29 protein-coding genes are annotated in these 25882 nt (G+C 65.6%); 24 read left to right on the forward strand and 5 right to left on the reverse strand.

Features of this window, described 5'->3' with window-relative positions; all coding sequences use genetic code 11:
- Positions 1–13: 13 nt before the first annotated feature.
- From DVS28_RS30230 to DVS28_RS09965, 3 genes are read right to left on the reverse strand one after another with little or no spacing between them, the layout of a single operon-like run.
- On the reverse strand, positions 14–475 hold the full coding sequence (locus tag DVS28_RS30230; RefSeq protein WP_425461042.1) for an acyl-CoA thioesterase: 462 nt from the start codon (positions 473–475) through the stop codon (positions 14–16).
- Positions 472–861 carry a MaoC family dehydratase gene (locus DVS28_RS09960; RefSeq protein WP_114591311.1) on the reverse strand — a complete coding sequence of 130 codons (390 nt, stop codon included), beginning with the start codon at positions 859–861 and terminating at the stop codon, positions 472–474. Before DVS28_RS09960 ends, DVS28_RS30230 begins: the two co-directional genes overlap by 4 nt.
- Positions 862–864: 3 nt before the next feature.
- On the reverse strand, positions 865–1278 hold the full coding sequence (locus DVS28_RS09965) for an FAS1-like dehydratase domain-containing protein (protein WP_216826527.1): 414 nt from the start codon (positions 1276–1278) through the stop codon (positions 865–867).
- 106 nt (positions 1279–1384) lie between these two features.
- Between DVS28_RS09965 and DVS28_RS09970 the strand changes: the two genes are divergently transcribed.
- From DVS28_RS09970 to DVS28_RS10080, 23 genes are all read left to right on the forward strand, one after another.
- A complete protein-coding gene (locus DVS28_RS09970) occupies positions 1385–2545 on the forward strand; it encodes a thiolase family protein (protein WP_281273551.1) in 1161 nt (386 codons plus the stop codon).
- A 99-nt stretch (positions 2546–2644) separates the two neighbouring features.
- The gene (locus DVS28_RS09975; protein WP_114591314.1) at positions 2645–3400 is read left to right on the forward strand and encodes an SDR family NAD(P)-dependent oxidoreductase; all 756 of its coding nucleotides are present in this window, start codon (positions 2645–2647) and stop codon (positions 3398–3400) included.
- Complete coding sequence (locus DVS28_RS09980; protein WP_114591315.1) at positions 3400–3834, forward strand: MaoC family dehydratase; 435 nt, start codon at positions 3400–3402, stop codon at positions 3832–3834. Before DVS28_RS09975 ends, DVS28_RS09980 begins: the two co-directional genes overlap by 1 nt.
- 31 nt (positions 3835–3865) lie before the next feature.
- On the forward strand, positions 3866–5056 hold the full coding sequence (locus DVS28_RS09985; RefSeq protein ID WP_114591316.1) for a thiolase family protein: 1191 nt from the start codon (positions 3866–3868) through the stop codon (positions 5054–5056).
- Positions 5053–5496 (forward strand): Zn-ribbon domain-containing OB-fold protein, encoded by a 444-nt coding sequence (locus DVS28_RS09990; RefSeq protein ID WP_114591317.1) that lies wholly within the window; start codon positions 5053–5055, stop codon positions 5494–5496. Before DVS28_RS09985 ends, DVS28_RS09990 begins: the two co-directional genes overlap by 4 nt.
- Before the next feature lie 228 nt (positions 5497–5724).
- On the forward strand, positions 5725–6987 hold the full coding sequence (locus DVS28_RS09995) for an ABC transporter substrate-binding protein (protein ID WP_114591318.1): 1263 nt from the start codon (positions 5725–5727) through the stop codon (positions 6985–6987).
- Between the two features lie 78 nt (positions 6988–7065).
- Positions 7066–8982: an AMP-dependent synthetase/ligase gene (locus tag DVS28_RS10000; RefSeq protein WP_164710338.1), complete on the forward strand. Its 1917-nt coding sequence runs from the start codon at positions 7066–7068 to the stop codon at positions 8980–8982.
- Between the two features lie 29 nt (positions 8983–9011).
- Complete coding sequence (locus DVS28_RS10005) at positions 9012–10352, forward strand: ABC transporter substrate-binding protein (protein WP_114591320.1); 1341 nt, start codon at positions 9012–9014, stop codon at positions 10350–10352.
- Between the two features lie 38 nt (positions 10353–10390).
- Positions 10391–11272 (forward strand): branched-chain amino acid ABC transporter permease, encoded by an 882-nt coding sequence (locus DVS28_RS10010; protein ID WP_114591321.1) that lies wholly within the window; start codon positions 10391–10393, stop codon positions 11270–11272.
- Positions 11265–12374 carry a branched-chain amino acid ABC transporter permease gene (locus DVS28_RS10015; protein ID WP_114591322.1) on the forward strand — a complete coding sequence of 370 codons (1110 nt, stop codon included), beginning with the start codon at positions 11265–11267 and terminating at the stop codon, positions 12372–12374. The genes DVS28_RS10010 and DVS28_RS10015 overlap by 8 nt, the downstream gene beginning before the upstream one ends.
- Positions 12371–13186: an ABC transporter ATP-binding protein gene (locus DVS28_RS10020; RefSeq protein ID WP_114591323.1), complete on the forward strand. Its 816-nt coding sequence runs from the start codon at positions 12371–12373 to the stop codon at positions 13184–13186. The genes DVS28_RS10015 and DVS28_RS10020 overlap by 4 nt, the downstream gene beginning before the upstream one ends.
- An 8-nt stretch (positions 13187–13194) precedes the next feature.
- A complete protein-coding gene (locus tag DVS28_RS10025; protein WP_216826529.1) occupies positions 13195–14010 on the forward strand; it encodes an ABC transporter ATP-binding protein in 816 nt (271 codons plus the stop codon).
- A gap of 2 nt (positions 14011–14012) precedes the next feature.
- Positions 14013–14807: an ATP-binding cassette domain-containing protein gene (locus DVS28_RS10030; protein ID WP_114594107.1), complete on the forward strand. Its 795-nt coding sequence runs from the start codon at positions 14013–14015 to the stop codon at positions 14805–14807.
- Positions 14804–15628: an ABC transporter ATP-binding protein gene (locus DVS28_RS10035; protein WP_114591325.1), complete on the forward strand. Its 825-nt coding sequence runs from the start codon at positions 14804–14806 to the stop codon at positions 15626–15628. Before DVS28_RS10030 ends, DVS28_RS10035 begins: the two co-directional genes overlap by 4 nt.
- Positions 15625–17484, forward strand: a complete 1860-nt coding sequence (locus tag DVS28_RS10040) for an AMP-dependent synthetase/ligase (protein ID WP_114591326.1) — start codon at positions 15625–15627, stop codon at positions 17482–17484. Before DVS28_RS10035 ends, DVS28_RS10040 begins: the two co-directional genes overlap by 4 nt.
- 1 nt (position 17485) lies before the next feature.
- A complete protein-coding gene (locus DVS28_RS10045) occupies positions 17486–18352 on the forward strand; it encodes a branched-chain amino acid ABC transporter permease (RefSeq protein WP_114591327.1) in 867 nt (288 codons plus the stop codon).
- Positions 18353–18460: 108 nt separating this feature from the next.
- Positions 18461–19405: a branched-chain amino acid ABC transporter permease gene (locus DVS28_RS10050; protein ID WP_164710342.1), complete on the forward strand. Its 945-nt coding sequence runs from the start codon at positions 18461–18463 to the stop codon at positions 19403–19405.
- Between the two features lie 107 nt (positions 19406–19512).
- On the forward strand, positions 19513–20409 hold the full coding sequence (locus DVS28_RS10055) for a Phenylacetic acid catabolic protein (protein ID WP_164710344.1): 897 nt from the start codon (positions 19513–19515) through the stop codon (positions 20407–20409).
- Between the two features lie 2 nt (positions 20410–20411).
- Positions 20412–20720 (forward strand): 1,2-phenylacetyl-CoA epoxidase subunit B, encoded by a 309-nt coding sequence (gene paaB / locus DVS28_RS10060; RefSeq protein WP_114594108.1) that lies wholly within the window; start codon positions 20412–20414, stop codon positions 20718–20720.
- A 2-nt stretch (positions 20721–20722) separates the two neighbouring features.
- Entirely contained in the window at positions 20723–21463 is a 741-nt protein-coding gene (locus DVS28_RS10065; protein WP_164710346.1) for a Phenylacetic acid catabolic protein, read from the forward strand.
- The gene (locus DVS28_RS10070) at positions 21460–21972 is read left to right on the forward strand and encodes an iron-sulfur cluster assembly protein (protein ID WP_216826531.1); all 513 of its coding nucleotides are present in this window, start codon (positions 21460–21462) and stop codon (positions 21970–21972) included. Before DVS28_RS10065 ends, DVS28_RS10070 begins: the two co-directional genes overlap by 4 nt.
- 4 nt (positions 21973–21976) lie before the next feature.
- Positions 21977–22864: an FAS1-like dehydratase domain-containing protein gene (locus DVS28_RS10075; protein ID WP_164710348.1), complete on the forward strand. Its 888-nt coding sequence runs from the start codon at positions 21977–21979 to the stop codon at positions 22862–22864.
- Positions 22861–23610, forward strand: a complete 750-nt coding sequence (locus DVS28_RS10080) for an SDR family NAD(P)-dependent oxidoreductase (protein WP_114591332.1) — start codon at positions 22861–22863, stop codon at positions 23608–23610. Before DVS28_RS10075 ends, DVS28_RS10080 begins: the two co-directional genes overlap by 4 nt.
- Here DVS28_RS10080 and DVS28_RS10085 read toward each other — a convergent pair.
- Both DVS28_RS10085 and DVS28_RS10090 read right to left on the reverse strand, forming a co-directional pair.
- Complete coding sequence (locus tag DVS28_RS10085) at positions 23607–24248, reverse strand: TetR/AcrR family transcriptional regulator (protein WP_164710350.1); 642 nt, start codon at positions 24246–24248, stop codon at positions 23607–23609. The genes DVS28_RS10080 and DVS28_RS10085 overlap by 4 nt on opposite strands.
- 54 nt (positions 24249–24302) lie before the next feature.
- On the reverse strand, positions 24303–25022 hold the full coding sequence (locus DVS28_RS10090; protein ID WP_216826532.1) for an SDR family oxidoreductase: 720 nt from the start codon (positions 25020–25022) through the stop codon (positions 24303–24305).
- A 47-nt stretch (positions 25023–25069) separates the two neighbouring features.
- Here DVS28_RS10090 and DVS28_RS10095 point away from each other — a divergent pair, with 47 nt between their 5' ends.
- Complete coding sequence (locus DVS28_RS10095; RefSeq protein ID WP_114591335.1) at positions 25070–25876, forward strand: enoyl-CoA hydratase/isomerase family protein; 807 nt, start codon at positions 25070–25072, stop codon at positions 25874–25876.
- Positions 25877–25882 lie beyond the last annotated feature (6 nt).

A 25882-nucleotide genomic window follows, 5' to 3' on the forward strand; every position in this document is an offset into this window, starting at 1 on the left:
CCGTGGCCGACGGTTATTCGATAAATCGAACGTCAGTCGATGACGGGTCAGGATCATCCGAGCGGAGCCGCGTCCAATCAGGTGCGGGGCACGGAGTCATGGTCGCCAGGTCCACCCACACACGGATGTTCTTGCCCGTCGCAACAACCGACCCTCGGCAAGTGAATCGATGGGTGGTGCTGAAGCTCGAGCGGCCCGCCGCGTGCAGGACGATCTCCTGCTCCATGAGGTCCCCGCTACGCGCTGGAGCATGGCAGTCGAGCTCCGATCGAACCACCGGTGCCCCGAACCCGGCGGACAGATCTTCCCAGACGGGGTGCCCCTGTTGGGTGAAGAGTTGTTGGTCGCCCTCCGACATCCAACGCCGATAGGTGTCGAAGAAGATCAACCCTGAGAGATCATCATCCCCGACGAAGACCTGGCGGGCCACACTGCAAGTCGCGATCGCTGACCTTGCGCCAGCTTCGGATTTCATAGCCGCACTGTGGCATCGCCACGACCGACAACGGTGCCGTCCTGGTTGCGAACTGCCAGCAGCACGGCCAATCGGTCGCCGTCCACCTCTTGGGCGACGGCCTCGGCGCTGAGCGTGTCGCCTGGGAAGACTGGTGCGGTCAGGTCGATTCGCCAGCGCTGCACCGCATCCACACCGAACTCCCGGGTGAGCATGGACCCGGCAAGGCCCAGCACGAAGGTCCCGTGAGCAATGACACCGGGCATGCCGGTCTGGCGGGCGAAGTCGTCTTCGACGTGAACCGGATTTGGGTCGCGCATGGCCACCGCCATGTAGGCGATGTTCATACGGCCGATGGGCTCGGATTCCAGGGTGGCAACCGTGTCGCCTGCGGAGAAAGTGGTCATGGTTCAGCCCCTCTGGATGGTCGTCGAGCGCTCCCGTACGGCCAGCGTGCCGTCCGAAGCGGTGTAGTCAGTGGTCAGCTCGACGAACGTCAACGTTCCGTTTCGGCCCGTTTTGGTCCGCACGTCGGAGACGACCGGTTGGACGTCGAGGACGTCACCCACATGCACCGGTGCGTGCAGCTCGACCTCGGCCCCGCCATACATCGCCTTCATGAAGTCGATCTCCATGGCGTCGTGGACTGGATGCGCGCCATAGGTGGTGACGTACATCAGAAACCCCTGGGGGACCGGCGCCCCGTCTCGGGCGACCCAACCGTCTTCCGGGGCGACGCCGAGTGCGAGCACGAACTCTTCGACCCGTGCGGCCGTCACCTCGAAGGTGCTGGGGGGAAAGGCGTAGCCGACCTCGCGAACCATGTGACCTCCAAGAAGGGACTTGTTTGATTCATCAATCAACTCTATCGTAGTCGTCATCGTGGCCGGAAGGCAAGCAGGAGTCGGATCGGAGTCGAGCGTGCGCAGGGTGGCAGTTACAGGGGTCGGACAGACGGCCTTCGGGAAGTTCTTGGACCGCAACCTGAAGGGGTTGGGGGCCGAAGCGATCCATTCGGCTCTGGCCGACGCCGGCGCCGTGGCCGGCGACGTCCAGGCTGTGTACGCGGCCAACGCGATCGCTGGTCTGATCACCGGGCAGGAGATGGTGCGTGGGCAGGTGGTACTGACCGAGACGGGGATCTCGGGGGTCCCCGTCGTCAACGTGGAGAACGCTTGCGCGGGAGGGGCCACGGCGCTGCACCTGGCCTGGATGGCCATTGCCTCGGGCCAGGTCGACGTGGCGCTGGCCTTCGGGGCGGAGAAGATGGCCCACGAGGACAAGCGAAAGGCCGTTCTGGCGATCGCCACAGCCATGGATGTCGAGGAGCCGATCGACACGAACTCCCCGTCTCCGTTCATGACCCACTATGCCTCCCGGATCCGCCGGTACATGGCCAACACGGGGGCCACGGCGACCGACTTCGCGATGGTCGCCACCAAAGCGCAGCGCAACGGTGCCCTGAACGACTTGGCACAGTACGGCAACGCATTGGTCACGCCTGAAGACATCCTGGGGGCGCGGTCGGTCGCCGAGCCGCTGACGGTACCGATGTGCTCACCCATCGGCGACGGGGGCGCTGCCGTCCTCCTCGTGGCCGAGGACGCCTTGCACCGCTTCCCCGACAGCGCACCCGTCACCATACGGGCGTCGGTCCTGGTGTCGGGATCGAGCCCGAACAGCGGCCTACCCGGTGCCATCGAGCGAGCGGCCAAGGCCGCCTACGAACAAGCCGGCATCGGGCCGGAGGACCTTGACTTGGTCGAGCTCCACGACGCGAACGCCGCGTCGGAAGTCATGCGCTATGAGTCCCTCGGGCTGGCCAGTCCCGGCGACGGCCCCAAGTTGGTGCGCAGCGGGGCCACCCAACGCGACGGCGAACTGCCCGTCAACCCATCCGGCGGTCTGATCGCGCGCGGACACCCGGTTGGAGCCACCGGCTGCGCACAGATCTATGAACTGTGCACCCAGCTCCGTGGCCGGGCGGGGGCCCGCCAGGTGGACGCGCCACGGGTCGCCCTGGCCGAGAACGGCGGGGGGTGGGTCGGCGGGGACGTGGCCGCCGACTCCGTCCACATCCTCAGCATCTGAGGAGCCTCACCGGCAACCAGTTCCGAGCGCAGGACCGAGATCCGACCTGGGTAAACGCACGCTGCCGACAGCTCGTTGGCAGCCGACAAGGGAGAGAGCATGAGCAGGCTAGAGGGCAAGGTGGCAATCGTCACGGGCAGCGGACGTGGGATCGGGCGAGCAATCGTGAGACGCCTGGCGAGCGAGGGTGCCAAGGTGATGGTCAATGACGTCGACGAGGGCCCCGCCAAGGAGACAGTGCAAGCTCTCAACGGCGAGGGATTCGACGACATCGCGATGACGGTGGCCGACATCTCTGACCGCGATGCGGCAGGGGAGGTCGTGGCCCACGCGGCGGAACGCTGGGGACGCGTCGATGTCTTGGTCAACAACGCCGGTCTCTGGCGTGACTCCCTGGTGGAGAAGATGGACCCAGAGACGTTTGACTTCGTGGTGAAGGTGAACCTCTACGGCACGTTCTGGATGACCCAACACTCCTGGACCCACATGAAGGAGCAGGGCTCGGGGAGCATCATCAACTTCACCTCCCAAGCCGGGCTGGGGGGCAACATCGGGCAGGCCAACTACAGTGCCGCGAAGGCGGCGGTCGTCGGGCTCACCCGCAGCAACGCCAAGGAGTTCGCGCGCAAGAACGTCCGGGTCAATGCCGTGTCACCCGCTGCAGCCGGCACACGCGCCCTCGAGGGACTGGACGACCGGTTCGTGGACACGTTCACCAAGATGCTGCCCCTCGGTCGCTTCGGAGAACCGCACGAGATCGCCGCAGCCGTGGCGTTCCTCGCCTCCGATGACGCCGGCTTCGTCACGGGTCAGGTCCTCGGCGTGGACGGTGGCTTCTCCATCGGGAAGCCGTAATGGCGAACAAGAAGAAGCTGGATGACATCGAGTCCGGCGAGACGATCGTCGGCCGGTCGATCACGTTGGGCGAGTGGCACGTGATGACGTTCGCCGGACTGACCGGTGACTTCTACCCCCTGCACACCGATGCAGAGTTCGCGGCAGGCTCACCGTTTGGCGGGCGGATCGCCCACGGACTCCTCACCTTCGTCGTGGGCGCGGGCTTCCTGGCCAACGAACTCGCGGACTACGACGTCGTGGCAGCGCTGGGATTCGGCGCCACCCGCTTCACCGCGCCCGTCAAGTTCGGCGACACCATCACCCCGAACGGGACCGTGACCGAGATCACTCCCAAGGACAGCCGAGGGGTCGTGGCGTTCGACATCGACATTACCAACCAGCGGGGGGAGACGGTCGTCACCTCCAGCATGCAAGTCATGATCCGCGCGTAACGAACTGCTACACCAGAAAAGGAGCACAGCCATGAGCACTCAGCGACCGAAGGTGGCGATGATCGCCGCAGGGGTCACCCAGTGGGGAGCCCGACAGGCAACCTACCGCGACCTTGCCAGCGAAGCCGGCAAGAACGCATTCGACTCCAACCCCAACCTCACGCCCAAGGACGTGGACGGCATCATCGCCTCCTCGGTCTATCCGGAGCGGTCTGCCTACCAGGGCAAGGTCGCGCCGCTGCTGGCAGAGACCCTCGGCATCCGACCTCGCATGTTCGAGCGGGTCGAGAACCAGTGCGGTTCCGGAACCGCGGCAATCCGCACCGCACAATGGGCCATACTCGCCGGCGCCGCCGACGTCGTGGCAGTGGTCGGTGTGGAGAAGATGCTCCTGCCCAACCCCGGAGAGGTGTTCACCAACGCGCTCGCCGGACTCGACCGTGACTGGGAGGGGGCTCTGGGAGTCACCCCGCCGGGCGCGTTCGCCCTGGCCGCCAAGGCCCACATGCAGAAGTACGGCACCACCGAAGAACAGCTCGCCATGGTTTCGGTGAAGAACCACGCGCACTCGATGAAGAACCCGTACGCGCACTTCCACAAGGGTCCGGACCTCGACGCGGTAATGAACTCCCGCCCCATCGCCACCCCGTTCAAGCTCTTTGACTGTGCACCGAACACCGACGGGGCAGCAGTGGTCATCCTTGCCAACGAGGACCGGGCCAAGGAGCTGTCGGACAACCCCGTCTGGATGCTGGGATCTGGGCAGGGCTTCGATGCCTACACGATGGCCAACATGAGTCGCGATTGGTCATACTGGCCGGCGATCGAGCAGGCGGGCAGGGGGGCTTACGAGTCCGCCGGCCTGTCCCCGTCCGACGTCGACCTACTGGAGACCCACGACTGCTTCACGATCTCAGAAATCCTGCAGTACGAAGGTCTGGGATTCTGTGAACGCGGCGAGGGCGGCCACTTCGTGGAGAGTGGCGGTTCGGACTACGGTGGGAAGGTCGTGGTGAACCCCCGTGGCGGGCTGCTGGCATGCGGTCACCCCATCGGGGCGACCGGCGTGGCCCAGGCCCACGAGATGTTCGTCCAGTTGCGTGAGGAGGCGGACGAGCGCCAAGTCGACGGGGCGCAGGTCGGGATGTCGCTGACGATGAGCAACATCGGTTCAGAGGCGCACTGCGTGCTCTGGGGAACCGATGAGGTCGCGGCCGCATGACCACCGACACCGCCTACTGGACCGTCCTCGACGCCTTCCCCCAGCAGTACACCGACGGTAACAAGCTCGCGCCCTTCTACGAGAACCTCCGCGAGGATCGGTTCACCACCACTACCTGCAACGCCTGCAGCGCGGTGCACTGGCCGCCCCGCAGCGTGTGTCCCGAGTGCATGTCCGACAACCTTGCCTGGGAGGAGATGCCGCCGGTCGGCACGGTGTACAGCTTCACCGTGCAGGTCGCCGGGGTCCCCGCTGGGTTCGATCCGCCCTTGGTCTATGCGCTCGTGGACTTCGACAACGGCATCCGTCTCTTCACCGCCATCGTTGATTGCGAACCCGAGGCCGTCGAGGTCGGCAGCAAGGTAGAGGTCGTCGTCCGCGAGGTACTCCCCGACCAGCAAGGGAGAACGCGGGTCATGCCGTACTTCCGTCTGGCCTGAGCCAACTCCACCCGTTCGTCAGCCCGGCCCCACGAGGGGCCGGGCTGACTGCCTTTCATCCCCGATCGAGCGGGAAACGCCCACTCAGCCGACGTCAACGGCGACGACGGACAGATCAAGAGTCTGAACAACGGTCGAAAAGTGATTGACTAATCGATTGAACGTTTCTACGCTTCCGAATCACTGGGCCACGCGAACTGCGTGAACGACGAGAGAAAGAGCCGATCAGTGCGCTTCCTGACCACCTTCCGGACCATGACCATTCTTCTGTCACTGGTACTCCTCGTCGCCGCCTGCGGCAGCGAATCCGACACCTCCGCGGACCCGGTCTCGGAGTCGCAAGACGCTGACTCGGGGTCCCAGGACGCCGATGAGGAGGCAGGCGGGCTTTCGACGGTCCGTGGTATCGGAGAGGAGACGATCACCCTGGGAGCCATCTTGGACCTGTCGGGCCCGTACAACGCCGCTGGCGTCTTGATGCGTGACGGCGTCGAGGCTTGGGTGCAGCAGGTCAACGCCGACGGCGGCGTCCAGGGCCGACAGGTGGAGGTCGTCTATGAGGACAACCAGTCCGACCCCTCCGCGACGTTGGCAGCGGCGAACAAGCTGATCTTCAACGACAACGTCTTCGCCCTCGCTGGCGTGCACGGCTCGGCCGCGTTCGGGGCCATTCTCGACTTGGTGGAGGAGGAGGAGGTCATCAGCTTCTCTCTTGGCCTGTCTGAGGAGATGTACAACCCAACGAAGGACCATGTGTTCGTCGCCGCGGTGCCCTACGCCGCCCAGATGGAACGTGGGGTCCAGCACCTGGTGGAGGAACTCGGCGTTCAGCGCCCGGCCGTGCTGTACCAAGATGATGAGTTCGGCGAGTCCGGCTTGAGCGGCTTCGACGCTGCCACCGCGTCGCTCGGCGTTGAGGTCGCGGCCCGCGAGTCGTTCGTGCGGGGCAGTGATGACGTCTCCGCCCAGGTCCAGGCCATAGTGGACTCCGGCGCGGATGCCGTCGCCTGCGTGTGCATCTACACCCAGTCCGGGCTGCTGCGCCGCGAGCTCGGTCGCCTCGGCGCCGAGGACATCCCTGCCTTCGCCATCAACCCGTCGGTCGGGGCCCCCTTCTTCGAGATCGCTGGCGGCAGCGCGGACAACTTCTACGCCGCCGACTACTACGCCCACCCCGGCGACCCGACCTTCGACGCCGCTGACGCGGCGGTGCAGGCTGCGCACGGTCGGCCGGCGGAAACCTTTGACCTCTTCGGCCTGGTCAATACCGCGGTGCTCCTGCAGGCAATGCAGGAAGCCGACGAACTCACTCCCAGCGGCGTGGTCGACGCGTTGAACGCCATGAATGGCGTTTCCGTCCCCGGTTTCGTTCCACCTGTGGAGTTCGGGGCCGACCAGCACGTGGCCAGCCTGGCCAGCGCTGTGTATGCCGCGGATCCCGAAGAGGGCGACTGGGATCGGGTCGGGGATCCCGTCCCGCCGGGCGAGTAGGCCCGACGTGGGGCCCCGTCCCTCTGTCCTGCCAGACGTCCATTCCTGTCCACCGACCCCACACATGGAGCGCACGACGTGACCGATGTTGCTCACACCGAGAATCCGGCGCGGCAGGCGACCACGCCGCCCAAGAACACCACCACGACCACAGGCGCAGCAGACCACGTTGATCTCGCGTGGCTGACGATCGGCGAGGCCCTTCGCGAGCGTGCCTCGCGCACACCCGACGACGTGGTCGTGCGGGAGAAGGACCAGGGCGTGTACCGCGCCTTCACATGGTCGCAGTACCTCCAGGACGCCACGGCCTTCGCCTGGGCCTTGCGCCGGCGGGGGTTCCGTCCGGGCCAGCACGTGGCGGTGATGGGTGACCCGACATATCGGTTCATGGTTGCTGACGCCGGAGTCATCCTTGCCGGCGGTGTGGCGTTCGGGATCTACACGACGTGCTCCCCCGAAGAGGTTCGGCATCAGATCCGCACCGCGGGGGCCACCACACTGGTCGCGGAGAACCAAGAATACGTGGACCGGTTCTTCGAGGTCGCCGAGGACTGTCCCAGCGTCAACCATGTCGTCGTTGACGACACCCGGGCGCTCTTCGGATATGACGACGCCCGGATTGAGGCGTTCGATGACCTGCTCGACGAAGGAAACGCAGCCACGCCGCAGGAGGTCGCGGAGGTGCACGAGGCCGCCAAGACGGTCTCGGTCGACGACCCTGCGATGCTCATCTTCACCTCGGGCACGACCGGGCCGTCCAAGGCCGCGATGATCAGCCACCGCAACGTGCTGGTCGGCGGCGCCCTGCAGCTGTGTACCGTGTTTCCCGAGCTGCACCGCGAGGACGAGGTACGCATAGTCGCCCACCTCTCCCTCGCCCACGCGTTCGAGCGGATCATCGCCCTGTACTCCCCGATCCTCTCGCGCATCGTCGTCCACACTGGCGAGGGGCTCGAGAACCTCTCCACGACCCTGTACGAGGTCCAGCCGAACATGTTCCACGCGGTCCCCCGCGTGTGGCAGAAGTTCGCGGCGGGGGCGATCACCAGAGTCGAGCGGGCGGGCGGGCTCAAGCAGCGTGCCTACCAGCTCGCCATGCGCGTGGCCAAGCGCCACCGCCGTTCGCCTTCCGCCCTGACCAGGTTTGGCTACCTCTTCGCACGACTCCTGGTCTTCCGCCCCATGCTGCGGAAGTTCGGGTTGGCCAAGGTGCGGTTCGGTATCACAGGCGGGACGCACATCCCCCCTGAAGTTCAGCGCACCTGGCAGCTATGGGGGGTCAACCTTCTCAACGCCCTGGGCATGACGGAGGTCGGGTTCATCGCCTTCCAGACCGGACAGTTCCCGGAGCCAGGCAGCGTCGGAACCCCCGTTCCCGATATCGCCGTGCAGGTGGCTGAAGACCACGAGCTGCTCTACCGCGGCCCGGGGGTGTTCCTGGGCTATCTCAACCAGCCGGAGAAGACGGAGGAGGTCTTCGAGGGGGAGTGGTTCGCCAGCGGGGATGTCGGCGAGATCAACGACGAGGGTCACTTGGTCCTCCGTGACCGCAAGAAGGACATCATGATCACCGCGGGCGGCAAGAACATCACGCCGAGTCTCATCGAGAACGTGATGAAGGCCAGCCCGTACATCTCCGAGCTCGTCTTGATCGCTGATGGGCGAAAGTTCCCAACGGCGTTGGTCGAGATCGACCGGGAGACCGTGGAGGACTGGGCCCGGTCCAATGGACACCTGTACACCAGCTTCGGCAGCCTGACGCGCCTTCCCGAGGTCTTGCATCTCATCGAGGGACAGATCGCGAAGGGCAACGAGGAACTGGCCCGCGTCGAGCAGGTCAAGCGCTTCCGGATCATCCCCAAGGAGCTCGATCCCGAGGAGGGGGACACCACGCCGACCCGCAAGGTCCGCCGTGGGCAGTTCCAGAAAATGTTCGCGGACCTCGTAGAGGACATGTACGCGGAAGAGGCCGCGGAACTCGCACGGTTCAGCTAGACCCCCCAATACAACAGGAGCCATACGAAATGCGCACCACACCCCCCATCCGCCTTCTCCTCGTGCTAGTGATGGCACTGCTGATCAGCGCCTGCAGCGGTGCCGAGGAAGCTGAGGTCGCTGAGGACAGTCCTGCCACTGAGTTCGCGACGGACGACACCGGCGACACCGGCGACACCGGCGACACCGAAGACGGGGCATCCTCTCCGGCATCGGGGGAGCCGTACCGGATCGGATGGCTCACCGATGCCTCGTCGGTGACGCGCGGAACCTACTTCCCGGAGTTCGAGGGCGCACGGCTGTTCGTGGAACGGCTCAACCAGGCCGGGGGGGTGAACGGCCGCCCCATCGAGCTGGAGATGCGTGACATGCAGATCGACCAGGAGCTGGCAGTCACCCTCTCCACCGAGTTGGTCGACAGCGGCGTGCTGATGCTGGCGGGCGGAACCATCGAGGGACGGATGCCCTCGGTATTCGAGGTCGTCCGTCAGGCGGGTGTGCCGTTCCTGACCGGCCACTCGGCCCGTCCGGACATGTTCCCCTCCGAACCCGACCCCCTGCTGTTCACGGTGGGCAACGTGTTCGAGGCGATGTCAGACGCGCGTGTCGAGTTGTGGCCGCTGGTGTTCGGCGACGAGTTCCCTGATGGAGGGACCGTGTCGTGCTACATCCACGAGGGTCCAGCCGCCTTCGCGGTGTGCGAGCGCTGGCTGGAGGCCCTGGAGGAGGGCAGCAACTGGACGGCGGGCTCGGTCATCAACGCCCCGCTGCAGACCTCGGACTTCTCCAGCTTCGTCCAGCCCTTGGTGGACGAGAACCCCGACGCGTTCTTCGACATCTCCATCGCCTCCCACGCCATCGGTGTGGCCGTGGCAGCCCGCAACTCCGGTTACGCCGGGCCGATCGCGTTCTCCATGACCGCCACACCCGAGACCGACATTGACACGGTGGTGGAACAGGTCGGGCCTGACAACATCTGGGCGCTCTCCAACATCACCTCCATCGACGAGACCGACGTTCCCGAGATCCAGGAGATCCGCTCGGCCGCTGAGGAGTTCGGCACAGAGATCGATCCCAACTCCGCCACGGTGAACGGCTGGTTGATGGGCATGATCATCGCGGACTCCTTGGAGCGGTGCGGCGCCGACTGTGACCCGGCCGGCCTGCGCGACGCCATTGAGGCCCTCGACCTCGACACCCGCGGGTTGACCGGCGGCCCACTGCAGTACAGCGAGACCGATCACGTGGGGCCGCGGTACTGGACCGGCTACCGGCTCAATCCCGATACCGGTGAGCTGGAGCGGGCGATCGACAACTGGGTGGATTTTGACGCTGCCACCGACTTGCTGAGCCCCCTCGCCACCGATTAGGCACGGGGCAACGACCATCTCGAAGCAGGGCGGAACGCGTGACACTTCTCATTGACATCGTCAGCCTGGCGGCGACCTATGCGGTCATGGCCGCCGGCTTCGTGGTGGTCTACCGCACGTCCCGGGTGCTGAACCTGGCGCACCCGGGGTTCGTGCTCCTTTCTGGCTATCTTGCCGTGGAGCTGCTCCCAAGTGTTTCGGAGCGATCGGAGAACCCGTGGATGTTTCCTGTTGCCATCGTGCTTCTGCTCCTGGGTGGGGCTGCGGTGGGCGGGGTCGTGTACTGGGCACTGATCCGCCCCTTGGCTGGCCAGAGCCGTATCTCGATCATCATGATGACCCTGGCGCTGCTCTTCCTGATCCAGGCGCTGACCCAGTACGTGTGGTCCGGGGCCAACAGCTTCATCCCGCTACCCGGCAATCAGACCGCCCTGGAGCTGTTCGGCTCCCGGGTCCGCCTGTTCGACCTCTTGGCCATCGGCGTGGGTGCACTGATCCTCGGCTTGGTGGGCGTGTTGTACTCCCGCTCCCGGTTCGGGGTCCACATGCGGGCGGTCGCGGAGAACCCGGCCCTCGCGTCCCGACGAGGGATCGACATCGACCGCGTCGGGGCACTGTCCTGGGCGATTGCGACCAGCCTCGCGGTGGCCGCGGCCCTGCTCGCGGGTATGCAGACCCCAGTCTCGCCACTGCTGATCGGGGCGACGCTCAAGGGATTCTCCGTGTCGTTGGTCGGGGGCCTGGACAGCTTGTCCGGGATCGCCCCGGCCGCTCTGCTCATCGCCGTGATGGAGGTGCTTGTCATTCAGTTCGTTGACCAGCAGTTGGGACAAGCGGTTCCGTTTGTGGTCATGCTCGCCGTGTTGATGGTCCGCCCATGGGGACTCCTCGGCACCGTGGAGGAGCTGGACCGTGTCTGACAACGTGATTCGCCGGGTGCGCCACGGCACCCCGTACCTGATCAACGGGCACCGCGACCTGCTCCGTCTTCACCCATGGTCCATCCACCGGGTCCTCGGCTGGACACTCCTGGCGTTGGCGCTGGTCGTGCTGCCCTTCGTGGCCTCCTCCTTCTTCATCAACGTGGCGAACTTCGTGCTCATCGCGTCCGTCGGGGCCCTCGGGTTGCAGGTCGTGACCGGCATCGCCGGGCAGCTGAGCCTGGGCCACGCCGCCTTCCTGGCGACAGGGTCCTTCCTCGCCGCCGGCCTCCATCTCCACTTCTCGCTCCCGTTCACGCTGGCGCTACCAGTGGCCGCCCTCGGGGGCGCGGCCCTCGGATTGGTCGCAGGCCTGCCAGCCCTTCGGCTACGGGGCCTGTACCTGGGGATCACTACCCTCGCCGTCCAGTCGGTCGTGCTCACCGTTGCCCTCCGCTACCAGACCTACCTACAGGACTCGCGCGGGACTGGAGCCGACCTCACGGTCCCTGCCCCGACCCTGGGCCCGATCGTGCTCAACAATGCCGCAGCTTGGTACCCGTTCCTGATCATGTCCACGATCGTCGTGGTGGCATGGACGTCCAACACCAGACGATCGGTCCTGGGCCGGTCCTGGGTCGCTCTCCGGGAAGGTGAGGTCGCCGCCGAAGCCCTCGGTGTCCCGGTCCGAAAGGCCAAAGTCCTCGCCTTCGTCACCAGTGGCGCCATCGGGGCGATCGCCGGAGCTATCAGCGCCTACTACTTCCGTAGCGTCAGCGTGGAGGACTTCGACCTCGTCGTCAGCGTGGAATATCTCGCGATGATCATCATCGGGGGCCTGGGCACCGTCCACGGCGCCGTGCTCGGCGCGACGTTCGTCACCGCGACCCCGTTCATCGTTGGGGAACTCGTGCTCCGCTTCGGCCTGCAACCGACTCTTGGCAGGCACCTGCGCAGCATTGAGCTCGGTGTCTTCGCAGTGGCAACCGTGGCGTTCCTGCTGTTCGAACCGCGTGGTCTCAGCGGCACGTGGCGACGGGTCCGAGCCTACTTCGAGCGGTGGCCCTACGGATTCATCGACGTGCAGAGGAGCCAACGATGACCGCCATCGAGCAATCACCGCAAACCAAGACTCCGATCCTCAAGTTGGAGCAGGTCGAGGTTGTCTACAACAAGCTCGCCACGGCGATAACCGGAGTGTCGGTGGAGGTAGCTGCTGGCGGCATCACCGCGGTCCTCGGGACCAACGGTGCCGGCAAGACCACCACCCTCAAGGCCGTGTCAGGCTTCCTGTCCTCCGACAATGCCGACATCACCGACGGGCACATCTTGCTGGACGGCGATGACATCACCGGGATGGCACCCCACCAGGTTGCACGCGGGGGCATCGCTTTGGTACCCGAACGCGACAAGGTGTTCGACACCCTCACGGTGCTGGACAACCTCAAGGCGTCCGCCAGGGTCGCCGACGGAGTGGAGGATGCCTTCGACGCATTCCCCCGCTTGAGAGCGGTGGAGCAGAACCTCGCCGGGTACCTGTCCGGCGGCGAGAAGCAGATGTTGGCAATGGCGATGGCGTTGTCCACCGGGCCGAGTTTGCTGCTGGTGGATGAGCTGTCGCTGGGCCTTGCACCGCTGATCGTCACCTCGCTGCTCCAGGACCTCCGGCGGGTCCAGCGGGCCCGGGGCATCTCGGTCCTCCTGGTTGAACAAAACGCGCTGGCCGCGCTCGATGTCGCCGACTACGGCTACGTGATCGAGGACGGGCGGATCGTCTTCGACGGCACCCCGGAACAGCTTCTGGAGCACGGTGACATCAAGGAGTTTTACCTGGGCACGAACGATGCCGAAGCCGCGCGTCGCTCGTACAGGGACGTCCGACAGTACCGTCGAAAGCGGAGGTGGTGGGGATGACTCGGCCCATGCTCGAGATCGACCAGGTGACCATCCGGTTCGGCGCGATCGAGGCGGTCAGCAACGCGGACTTCTCCCTCAGCGAGGACGAACTGCTGGCACTCATCGGCCCCAACGGCGCCGGCAAGACGGCGTTGCTGAACAGCGTCTGCGGTATCTACACACCTGCCTCCGGCGACATCCGCGCCAACGGGCGTTCGACGATCGGCGCGGCGCCGGACGAGATCGCCGCCATGGGGATCGGCCGAGCGTTCCAGCATGGTGAGCTGTTCGGTGGCCTCACGGTGACCGAGAACCTCATGGTTGGACGGACCCGCCAGTTGTGGGGAGCCGTCGGGTGGGCCGGGTTCCGTTGGGGCCGCTACATGCGGCACGAGGTCGAAGCGCTCACTCGTGTTGAGCAGGTGATGGACTTCTTCGAGATCAGCCACCACCGGGACACGATGGTGGAGGACCTGCCCTTCGGGCTGCAGAAGCTGGTCGGCGTCGCACGGGCACTGTGTGGGGACCCCGAGGTCCTCTTGCTGGACGAACCTTCCTCGGGGCTCACCCGGCAGGAGAAGGAGGACTTTGCCCGGTTCCTGCTCCGGATCAGACACGACCTCGGTCTCCCGGTCCTGTGGATCGAACACGACATGCAGATGGTGATGGACCTGGCCGACCGGATCGTGGTGCTGGACTACGGAAAGATCATCGCTGACGGTGAGCCAGCCGCCGTCGCGTCGAGCCCCGCGGTTATTGACGCCTATCTGGGCCGGCCACTCAACGCTGACGAGGGCGCGGTATCCCCCACCTCCCAACCAGAAGAGGTGGTGCCACGATGAGTCTGTTGGGCGTGAACAACCTCAAGGTCACCTACAACGACGTCGTCCTCGTCCTGCGCGGCCTGTCCTTCGACGTGGCCGAGGGAGCGGTGGTCGCGTTGCTCGGGAGCAACGGGGCCGGCAAGACCACGACCCTGAGGGCTCTCACTGGCCTGCTGCGCTACGAGGACGGTGAGATCGAAGGCGGGACGATTGAGTTCGCCGGAGAGCCCATCGGGGGTCTCCCGCCAGAACAGATCGTTGACCTGGGCCTGTCGCTCGTTCCCCAGGGTCGTCGGGTCTTTGAGGACCTGTCAGTGGAGGAGAACCTGCGGATCGGCGGGTTCCGTCGCGACGACCAATCCGAGGTCCGCGAGGAGTGCCATCTGTTCCTCAACGAGTTCCCGCGACTGCGCGAGAAGCGCAACCAGCCCGCCGGTCTTCTCTCGGGAGGCGAGCAGCAGATGCTGGTCCTCGGGAGGGCCCTCATGGCTCGACCCAAGCTGCTGCTGCTGGACGAGCCCTCCCTCGGGCTCGCGCCCCTCCACGTCGCCGAAGCTTTTCGGACCCTGCGCCACATCAACCGTGACCTCGGCACCACGATCCTGGTCGTGGAACAGAACGCCAGTTCGGCGTTGGCGATCGCGGAGTACTGCTACGTGATCGAGAACGGTCGAGTCGTCATCGACGGCACCAGTGAGGAACTGCTGGCCAACGAGGACGTCCAGGAGTTCTACCTCGGGATGAGCGACCTCGACCAACGCCGACGGTACGACGCTGTCAAGGCCTATCGCAGAAGAAAGAGGTGGCTGTCATGACCATCGGCCTCACCACCCGTGACCTCACCCTCCATCTGGGTGGCGTCACCGCCTTGAACGAGGTGAGCCTTTCAGTGCAACCGGGCACGGTTCACGCGCTGATCGGTCCCAACGGGGCAGGCAAGACCAGCTTCTTCAACTGCATCTCCGGCTTCTATCGGCCCACACCGGAGTCTTCAGTCACCCTCGGTGACGACGAGCTGCTGCGGCTGCGTCCGGACCAAGTGGCCCAGCTCGGGGTCGCACGAGTCTTCCAGAACGTCGAGCTCTTCGGACGCGCGACGACCCTGCAGAACATGATGATGGGGCGCCACCGGTTGATGCGATCCAACCTCTTCTCCGACGCGTTGTGGTTGGGTCGAACCCGCCGGGAGGAGAACGTCCACCGCGAGCGGGTCGAGGAACTGATCGAGTTCCTCGAAATGGAGGATGTGCGAGACACCGCCACCCACGACCTGCCCTACGGGATGCAGAAACGCGTGGAGCTCGGTCGGGCGCTCGCGATGGAGCCACGACTGCTGCTGCTGGACGAACCAGTCGCCGGTATGAACACCGAGGAGAAGGAGGACGTGGCGCGCTTCGTGCTGGACATCAAGCGACTGCTCAAAGTGACCATGATTCTGATCGACCATGACATGCATTTCGTGATGGACCTCGCCGACCAGGTCTCCGTCCTGGAGTTCGGCACCCTGATCGCCGACGGGAGTGCCGACCAGGTGCAGGGTGACCCACGGGTGATCGAGGCCTACCTGGGCGGGTCGGAAGGACTGGACCTGTCCATCGACGGTCAGGACAGCTGGGTCGGGGCGCTGCGCCGATGAACGGGACGAGCCTCCTGTCGGGCAACGAACGGACGATCGACCACGTCGACGTCGGTGAACACGACACGTTTCCGAAGCTGTTGCGCCGCAACGCCCAGACCCGGGGCGACCGGGTCGCCCTGCGGTGGAAGGAGTTGGGCGTTTGGCGGGAGGCGACCTGGCGGGAGTACCACGCCCGGGTGCGCGACGTGGCCTACGGGCTGATCGGCCTGGGGGTCTCCCCCGGCCGGGACCACATCGCGATCCTGGCCGACAACTGCGTGGAGTGGGTGCTGGCCGACCTCGCTGCCCAGTCGCTCGGGGCGGTGTCGGTTGGTGTCTACCCAACCAACACCGCGCCCCAGGTCGAGTACGTCGTGCGGCACGCGGGCTGTTCGGTCGTCGTCGCCTACGACCAAGAGCAGCTCGACAAACTGCTGGACAGTGACCTGCCAGACCTGCGGGCCATCATCGTGGTGGAGGAGAAGGGGTTGGCGCGGTACGACGACCCACGGATCTACACCTTCGACGAGGTCGAGTCCTTGGGACACAAGCACCCCGACAACGACGTCGAAGGGTTCGACGAGTTGCTCGACCGCACCGCCACTGACGATGTCGGCATCATCGTCTACACCTCCGGCACCACTGGACAGCCGAAGGGTGCCATGATCTCTCACCGCAACGTGTTGGCGATGGCCGATGGCTGGCTGCGACTCACGCCGTTCCGCGAGGACGACACCGTCGTGTCCTACCTTCCCCTGTGCCACATCCTCGAACGCTGCATGTCGGTCTTCCTCCCCTTGCTGGTCGGGTCCTCGGTGCACTTCGGCGAGGGCGTGCACACCATCAACCAGGATCTGCGCCAGATCGCCCCCACCGTGTTCGTCGGGGTGCCGCGGATCTGGGAGAAGATGCACGCTGCCCACGAGGTGTCGATCAGCGAGAGCAGCCGTGTCAACCGAACCATGTTCCGCAAGGGCATGCAGGTGGCCGAACAGGTTCAGCGTCGCCGCGAGCATGGCCAGCCCGTTTCGACGGCGCTGCGTGTGGGGCACTGGCTGGCAAGGGTCTTGGTGCTGCGAGCCGTCGTGGACCAGCTGGGACTGCGGCGAGCCCGGTTCCTGATGTGCGGCGCGGCGCCGGTGGCGCCGGAGATCCTCCGCTTCTTCGACGCGCTCGGCCTGCCGGTTCGCGAGGCGTACGGGCAAACCGAGTGCGCGGGGCTGGCAACCATCCATTCCGGTGACCAGCGACGGTACGGGACCGTCGGACACCTGTCACCGACGGTGGACGTGCAGCTGGCCGACGACGGCGAGATCCTCGTGCGCGGCGAGTCGGTGTTCTGTGGGTATCACCGCAACCCGGAAGCCACGGCCCTGACCGTCGTCGACGGCTGGCTGCACACCGGCGATGTCGGGACGATGGACGGCGACTGTCTGCGCATCACTGATCGCAAGAAGGACATCATCATCACGGCCGGCGGAAAGAACGTCTCGCCCCAAGAGGTCGAGAACCACCTCAAGCTCAGTCCCTACATCAAGGAAGCTGTCGTTATCGGGGACCGCCGGAAGTATCTTGTCGGCCTCGTGCAGCTGGACTACGAGAACACGGGGTTGTGGGCTGAGCACGAGGGCATCGGCTACACCACCTACAAGGACCTGGCCACCACGGCAGAGGTGGTCGCCATGATCCAGGGCGAGGTCCGGCGTCTGTCTGACCAGCTGGCCCGGGTCGAGCAGGTCAAGAAGGTGTCGATCCTCACCAAGGAGCTCGACGAGGACGATGACGAGCTGACCGCGACCCAGAAGGTCCGCCGCAAGGTCATCGAGCAGCGGTACTGCGATCTGATCGAGTCCCTCTACGCCGAGGTGCCCTGAGATGCGGCTGCTGCAGGTCCTCGCCGACGGGCTGTCCAACGGCAGCATCTACGCCATGGTCGCGCTCGGGTTCGTTCTGGTGTACCGCTCCACGAAGGTGCTCAACTTTGCCCACGGCGAACTGCTGATGGTGGGCGCCTACTTCGCTCTGGTGGCGCTGGTGGACCTCGACCTGCCCTACCTCTTGGCGGTGCCCGCAGCGATGGTCGGTGCGGGGCTCGTTGCTTGGGCGCTTCAACGTTGGGTCCTTCGGCGACTACTGGACGAGGACGTTTTCTCCGTCGTCCTCGTCACGTTGGGTTTGTCCCTCATCCTCCGCTCGGCGGTGGCCTTCGTGTTCGGTGTCCGTGAACGAGCCCTTCCGGCTCCTGTGGACACCTACGTCGACGTTGGTCCTGTCAACGTCTGGAGCGTGCACCTGCTTGCCATCGGGGCGACGGTGCTGGTCTTCGCCGCAGTGGGCGCGTTCTATCGTCGCAGCCGGTACGGGCTCGCCATGCGAGCGATGGCTTCGGACCAGGCCGTTGCCCGGTTGATGGGCATCAGCGCCTTCGCGGTCTTCGGACTGTCGTGGCTCATGGCCGGTGGCCTAGCTGCGTTGACTGGTGTCCTGGCCGGTCACACCGTGTTCGTGAGCAACAACCTCGGGTTCGTGGCGATCAGGGCACTGCCCGCTGCGGTCATCGGTGGACTCGACAGCGTCCGAGGTGCACTCCTCGGTGGCCTGCTGCTGGGCGTGGCTGAGCAACTTGCGAGCTTCTACGTCGGGGGTGAGACGCGCGAATTGGCCGCGTTCGCTGCCCTGCTGCTGGTGCTTGTCGTGCGGCCGTACGGGTTGTTCGGCACTCCTGAGATCAAGAGGGTGTGACTGGTCATGGCACGTTCGGGCAACTACCACATCAGGTACGAAGGTGAGCGGGCACTCTGGCCCACGACTGGACGTCGTCTCTGGACGGTCCTCCTGGCCGTCCTACTCGTGGCCTACCCCTTCGTGGCGGGTGAATACTTCGTCCATCTCGCCAACCAGGCACTCATCGTGGTGGTCGGCGCTGTCGGCCTGCAGCTGCTGACGGGGCAGACGGGACTCATTTCGCTCGCGCACGCGGCGTTCATCGCGGTCGGTGGGTATGCGGTCGGTGTTGTCTCGGTGCAAACAGACCTGTCGCTGCTCGCCGGACTGGGGGCGGCGGTCCTGTCCGCGGTTGCGCTGAGCCTCGTCGTCGGCCTTCCGTCCTTGCGGCTGGAGAGCCTCTACCTCGCCATCGCCACAATGGCCTTCCACTTCGCGCTGCTGTTCACCGTGACCCGTTTCGAACTCACGGGAGGGAACTTCGGGCTCCGGTTGGACCAGACCGAACTGTTCGGCTGGACGGTAAACACTCGACGGGAGTTCTACGTCGTGCTCGTGGTCACGGCCGTCGGCGCGGTGCTGATCGCCACCAACCTGCGTCGTTCCAGGACTGGTAGGGCGTGGGGGGCTGTGCGTGACCGCGACTTGGCCGCACAGGCCATGGGGGTCAACCTCGCCCGGTTCAAGCTGTACGCCTTCGCCGTGAGCGGAGCGTACGGGGCGATCGCCGGCGGTCTCTCAACGGCGTACCTCGGCACCACGGGGCCGGACCACTACACCTTTGAGCTCGCCGTGCAGTACTTGGCTATCGTAATCGTCGGTGGCCTGACCTCGCTGCCGGGGACGGTCATGTCGGCGGTACTTCTGTCACTGATGCCCGAGCTGTTGCGACTGGCGACCGGATGGTTGCAAGGCCCGCTGCCGGCGTTGGCTGACAACTTGCTGCTGCTGCAGTCCGGTCTCTATGGCGTGGTGCTCGTCGTGGTCCTGCTCGTCCAACCGGAGGGCCTCAACGGCGTCTGGGTTCGAGTCAAGAGGTGGTGGCTGAACTACCCGTACAGCTATCGCTGACCGGATGTAGGGGGCGCGCTTGACGACAATCGCTACGCGCGCTACGATTCTGATAGATCAATCAATCAAGTTCGAAGGAGAAGCAGATGGCTACTACAAGCCACGCCGTGGAGGACGACAGACTCGCGGTCAGGTACGAACTGTGGGACGACATGACCGATCAGTACCGACGGTATGCGGCCCGGATCGCGGCCTTTCAGACGCTCGCGGAAATCGTGGGCGTGCTCCCCTTCAGCGAGTGGATAGATCGTGTGCCCACCTACCACCGCAAGCAGATGCTCGTGGCCAAGGTCCAGGACGAGGTCGGTCACGGTCATGTGATGGCCCGTGTCGCCGAGGATCTGGGTCTCAGTCGGGAGCAGGTGGTCGATGACTTCCTGACCGGCAAGACCAAGCTGCTCTCGATCTTTCACTATGGGTTCGATTTGTGGGAAGAGATCGGCCCGGCGGCCCTGCTGATGAATTCGGCGGCCATCGTGCAGTTTCAGTCGCTTGAGCAGGGGACCTATCTTCCCTACGCGCGCGCACTGCGCAAGATCGAGAAGGAAGAGTCCTTCCACTACCACCATGCCCTGGACCTGACTCACGAGGTCCTGACCACCGGCACCGACGAGCAGCGGGCGGTCGTGCAGGACGCATTCGAGGTTTGGCTGCCTCGCATGCTGGCCTACTTCGGCCCCCCGGACTCCGACACCGTCGCCGAGAACACGATGTACAAGCTCGGCCTGAAGGTCGACAGCAACGACAGCCTGCGCCAGCGTTGGCTGGACAAGATCATCCCGGTCTTCGAGCAGCTGGGGGTCGATGTGCCGCACGAACTCGTCCACTTCGACGAGTCCCTGGGGGAGTGGGTCTACGCCACCCCTGACTGGGAGGAAACCAACGCCATGATCAAAGAGGGTGGCCCTCGTGCCGCCGACTGGGAAGCGCTCCTACGCGAATCCTTCAGTCGGAACGCCCCGTACAAGCATGCGGCACTCAACGCCGACGTCGTCCCGGTCTGATCATGCTTGGTGCCCAAGCGATCGACGGCGACGCCTACGAGGTCTTCGGGCAGTTCGGTACCACTCGCGAGATCGCCCACCTCGGCAGCGTTCGTGGGCGCGACCCGGAGCTGGCCTGGCATGCCGCCAAGGAGGTCTACACCCGCCGCGAGCGCGCGACGCTGTTGTGGGTCGTTCCTCGCGCGGCGATCACCAGCGGAGGGCCAGATCGCGCGGTGACACTGATGTCATCGACGCGGATGCCGTTCCGGACGCCCGCCTATCCGGGGCGCAACCGCCGCAATCGCATGCAAACCCCAGTAGAGGAGTAGGTGTGAACAGCGCAACCGCATGGACCCCGCTGGTCGGGGCCTGGGCAGAAGATCTGTTCCTTCACGGACACGACTTGGCCCGCTGGATCACCGACTACGTCGACCTGGAGGAATCACTGGCCGTGGGTTCGATGAGCCAAGAGGGCCTCGCCCACGCGGCGAACCTTTGGGCTGCTCTCGGCCACGATTCCGAATGGCGGGATCACAAGGTCTACCGCAGCGAACCCGCCGAGTGGGGTCCGTCCGCGTTGTGTGCCACCCGGTTGCTGGACTGGCCGGCCACGGTGGTCCGGGGACTCCTCGTCGCCGAGGGCGCGCTGACACTGCTCGACCGTCTGGAGTCGCAGGTCGAGTCCCTTCGACACGTGGCGGCAGTGCTCGCCGCAGAGCAGCGGTTGCACGCGCACCACTGGCAGCGGTGGGTACGAGTGCTCGGTCACGACCCGGCCACCAAGGACGACTTCGTCAAGGTGCTCGCTGCTGGATGTGGCGCGGCGAGCGACCTGTTCGGTGCTCTATCCACGTCGTCCTTCACCGACGACGCGCTCCTGGGCGAGTTGCACGTCCAGTGGGTCACACGAGTTCGTGCAGCCATCGCTGCCGGAGGGGTCGAGATTCCGGAGATGCCGAGCCGGTCCCCGAGGAAGCAGATGGAGGAGCATGCCCCGCTGGCGGCGATTCTCGATGGCATCCGAGGCGTCCGAACCGCACATCCAGACTGGAACTACGAGGTCGTGGAGTGATCACGACATCCCTGCCCCGCGGCGGGTTGGAGGACGGAATGACGAAGACCGAATTGATTCATCAAGCATTGAATCGCGTGGAGGACCCCGAAATCGCCATCACCCTTCGAGATCTGGGCGTGCTACGTGACGTCGAGGTGTCTGCCACCTGCGTGGACGTCCGGTTGGTGCCGACCCGGGTCGCGTGCCCGGGGAGGGCACTCATGGCGAGGCGGGTGCGTGAGGCGGTCGAGTCGGTGGACTCGGCTCTGGAGACACGCCTGACTTGGGACCACGAGTCCTGGGGCTCTTCCGACATCACTCCCCATGGCTGCTCGGTGCTGCAGGAACAAGGCTTCGTGCCTGAGTCCTCGGCTGACCCGGTCTGTCCCTACTGCGGCAGCACGAACCTCCGGCCGGAGGGCAGCTTCGGCGGTTCCCTGTGCAAGCGGCCCTTCACCTGCCGCAACTGCGGCTCCACGGTGGACCTGCTGGCAGGCGCCTCCCTCCCGATCGTGTCGGTGTCCTGACCGGATGCGGGTAGAACGCTCCCATCGGCCCGTCTTCCCGCCGGTCACCTTCGTCCCGGGTGAACGCCTGAGCACGGTCAACTACGCCCGGGCTCTGGGCTTGCAGGATGCCGAGTTGCTCGACGTCAGCGCCGCCCGGTCGTCTGGCTTGGGTGCCCGGCCTGTCCTGCCCGCGATGTTCGGCTTCTTCCTGGCGGTGACGACAGAGGACCTCACCGAGACCTTGTCGTTCACATGGGGGCGGACCCTGAACGTCGGTATCGACGTGCGCTGGCATGGCCTGCCCGTCACCGAAGAGGACCAGGTCGCCGGGCGTGCCATGGTCGTTGACGCCTGGGAGCGGGCCGGCTCACGCGGGGGCCACCGACAGTTCCTCCGATTGCGTGCGGGATTCGCACGTGGCGACACGCCTGTCTGTGACTGGGAGGTCTTGTTCACCGAATCGCGTGACGAGCCCACCATGGAACCAGTGGACGACCACGACCCTCGTGACGACCAGGGCGTGACCGCCCTCGACCCCGATGGTGCCGGGCGCGAGCTTCCACAGGTCGTGAGCCCCGTGGTGGACCGGATGATGCTCGCGCGCCTCTCCGTGGCCCTGGACAACCCCGACCCGTTGCACCTCGATGACGAGGTGGCGCGCAAGGCCGGCTTCGACTCGGTCATCGGTCAAGGGTCGGCCGTGGTCGGCATGCTGCACGAGCCCTGGCGGCAGGCAAACGGGCTCGATGTCCCGTTCACGCTGCGGAGCCAACAGCTTCGGCCCTACGGGCTCGGTGACCGGTTGGTCGCTGCGGGAAGTGTGGCCGACGATGGTTCAGCCACCGTCGAGGTGTGTGACCAAGAAGGCAACGTCATCGGCCGAGGGTCGCTGCAGGAGGGACTGCGGTGACGAGGCATACCCGTCGCGTCGCCATCGTCACTGGTGCCGCACGGGGCATCGGGGTCGGCATCGTGGACCGCCTCCTCGCCGCCAACTTCGCGGTTGGCGTGATCGACATGGACAGCGACACTGTCGCGGAGCGGGTCGGGAACTGGCGGAGCGAGGACGCGCCGGTCGTGGGGGCGACCGCGGATGTCGCCGACTCCGAGGCCGTCCGGGGCGCGGTCTCCAGTGTCACCCGCGAGCTGGGTTCGGTGGACGTCGTGGTCAACAACGCCGGTGTGTGGACATTTCAACCGTTCGTGTCCTCCGACCCCGCTCAGTGGATGCGCGACATCGGTGTGAACCTGATTGGGACCCTGACCGTGACACGGGAAGTCCTTCCGGGGATGGTCTCTCGCCGGTTCGGACGGGTGATCAACATCGTCTCGGACTCTGGACGAGTGGGAGAACTCAACGTTGCGGCGTACGCGGCGGCGAAGGCGGGAGTGATGGGGTTCTCTCGAGCCCTCGCCAAGGAGGTCGGGCGCGATGGAGTCACGGTGAACAACGTGTCGTTGTCCACGACGCTCACGCCCGGTGCCCATGACACCTACGACGAGGCGCAGCTGACCAAGATGACCCGTCGTTACCCAGTCGGCCGCCTCGGGACTCCGTCGGATGCAGCCGGTGCGGTTGCGTACTTCGCGTCTGACGAAGCCGAATGGGTCACCGGACAGACCCTGTCGGTGAACGGCGGCTACGCGATGCTCTAGGCCTGGGCGGGCTCGGCTGTCGGTTCGCCCAAACCGGCTTGGCCGAGCCCAATGAGGTCGAGAAAGACGGTGGCGATCTCCTTGGGGGTGAGGGGGCCACTCGAACGGAACCACCGGTGCGTCCAGCTGATCATCCCCACAATCCCTTGCGCGACGACCCATGGAGGCGCGTCCGACGGCAGGTCCCCCGATGCCTGTAGGTCCCGCACGACCTCGGCAATGTGGCTGACGAACAACCGCTCGTCCTCAGCAATCTGATGACGTAGGTCCTGCGACAACTGGTGCAGTTCCTTGTAGTAGACGGTGTAGGGGACCTGGCTGTCGATCACCGCCTCCGTGAACCGTGTCACGATTTCCACGAGGTGGGCTCGGGCGTCTCCGCGCGGTCCAGAATCCGCCAGCACACCACGCATGGTCTGGTCGATCCCAAGAGCGATCTCGTGTAGCAAGTCCTCCTTGGAGCCGACGTAGTGGTAGATCGCCGGCTGTGACAGCCCCACGCGCGCTGCGATGTCCTTGGTGGTCCCAGCGACGAACCCCCGGTCAGCGAACACCTCCCCGGCCGCGGCGAGGATGCGGCGTCGCTTGTCGTCGAAGTCGTTGCCTAGCGACGGTCTGGGCTGGCTTGACGCACTCATTCGCGAACTCATTTCATAGTCTGGTTCTTGCCGAGAAGACGGGTGGAATGTCGCCTAGTTATGGCCGCAGGAGAGTCCGCCGTCGACGTAGATTGTCTGCCCCGAGACATATGCCGCAGCCGGGCTGCAGAGGAAGTCAATCACACCGGCAACGTCGGTCGGTGTGCCCGCCCGTCGAGCCGGGACACCGGAAATGAACCTCTCGTACGCGGCTGGGGCCCGCTGCTTGAACTCAGCGGTCCCAGGGGTGTCGATGACGCCGGGGCACACCACATTGGCCGTGATACCCGCAGGACCGCCCTCGATCGCGACCGTTCGGGCAAGTCCCACCAACCCCGCCTTCGCCGCCGCGTAGTTGGCCTGGCCGAAATTGCCGTCCTTGGCCACCGACGACAGATAAACCATGCGTCCGGTTCCCGCCGACGACATCGCCGCCCACAAGGCCTGGGTCAGTCGAAACCCGGCGGTCAAGTCGACGCGGATCACCTCGTCCCAGTCGGCGGCCCGCATGTGCCCGACCCTGGCGTCTCGCTGGATCCCGGCGTTGGCCACGCCGACCGTCGATGGGCCGAACCGCGCGGTGACGCGAGCAACCGCAGCGATTAGAGCATCGGCGTCGGCGACGTCACACTCGATGCCGAGCAGGTTGGGGTGACGGGTGGACTCCACCGTGGGATCGAGGTCCAGCGCACCAACGTGTAGGCCGGACTCCAGCAGTTTTGTTACCACGCTGGCTCCAATACCACGCGCGGCGCCCGTCACGATCGCGGTCACCATTTCACGACGCTCACTCCTTGTTTATCGATTGATTGAACGCTAGCATGGCCACGCACATGGAACAAGATCACTCCGCGGCTCCGGTACTCGTCAATCGCGCCGATGGGGTGCTTCACCTCACACTCAACCGGCCGGACCGTCTCAACGCCCTCGACGCGGAGAGCGTCGAGCGATGTCGTGACGCACTCATCTCTGTGGAGGACGACCACTCGGTCGGCGCGGTGGTGATATCAGGAGCTGGTCGCGCCTTTTGCGCCGGACGAGACGTGGAGACCCTCCACGACGTGCCCGACCGGCGACCCATGAACCCGGCTGATCGGGCAGCAGCACGCAGGCACGAGCACGATCGTCTCGTCAACGGGTTCTCCGTCGTCACATTGCTGCGCGCCCTCCGCGTTCCCTGTGTCGCCGCGCTCCACGGGGCTGTTGCCGGGGCTGGCCTCGGAATCGCGCTGGCCTGCGATCTGCGGGTGGTCGCGACCAACACCACACTGGTCTCGGCCTATGGCCGGATCGGGCTGCCCGGCGACTGGGGGGTCACGTGGCTGCTCCCGCGCGTGCTGGGTGATTCTGTCGCGAAGAAGATGCTGCTGACCGGGCACCGGCCAAGCGTGGCAACCCTGGACACCCTGGGATTCGCGAGCGCGGTCGTGGCGCCCGAGGACGTCACCGAGGAGGCGCTGCGCCAGGCGGCGACGTTGGCGGCTGGCCCACGAATCGCCCATCGGCACATGAAGGCGCTGATGCACGAGGACGGGTTGCTCGAACACCTCGTCAAGGAGGCCGAAGCCACCATGGAGTGCCAGGAGTCCGACGCCCACCGAACGGCGCTCGAACGATTCATCGGGTGAGTCCTC

The organism is Euzebya pacifica, assembly GCF_003344865.1.
Lineage (GTDB): Bacteria > Actinomycetota > Nitriliruptoria > Euzebyales > Euzebyaceae > Euzebya > Euzebya pacifica.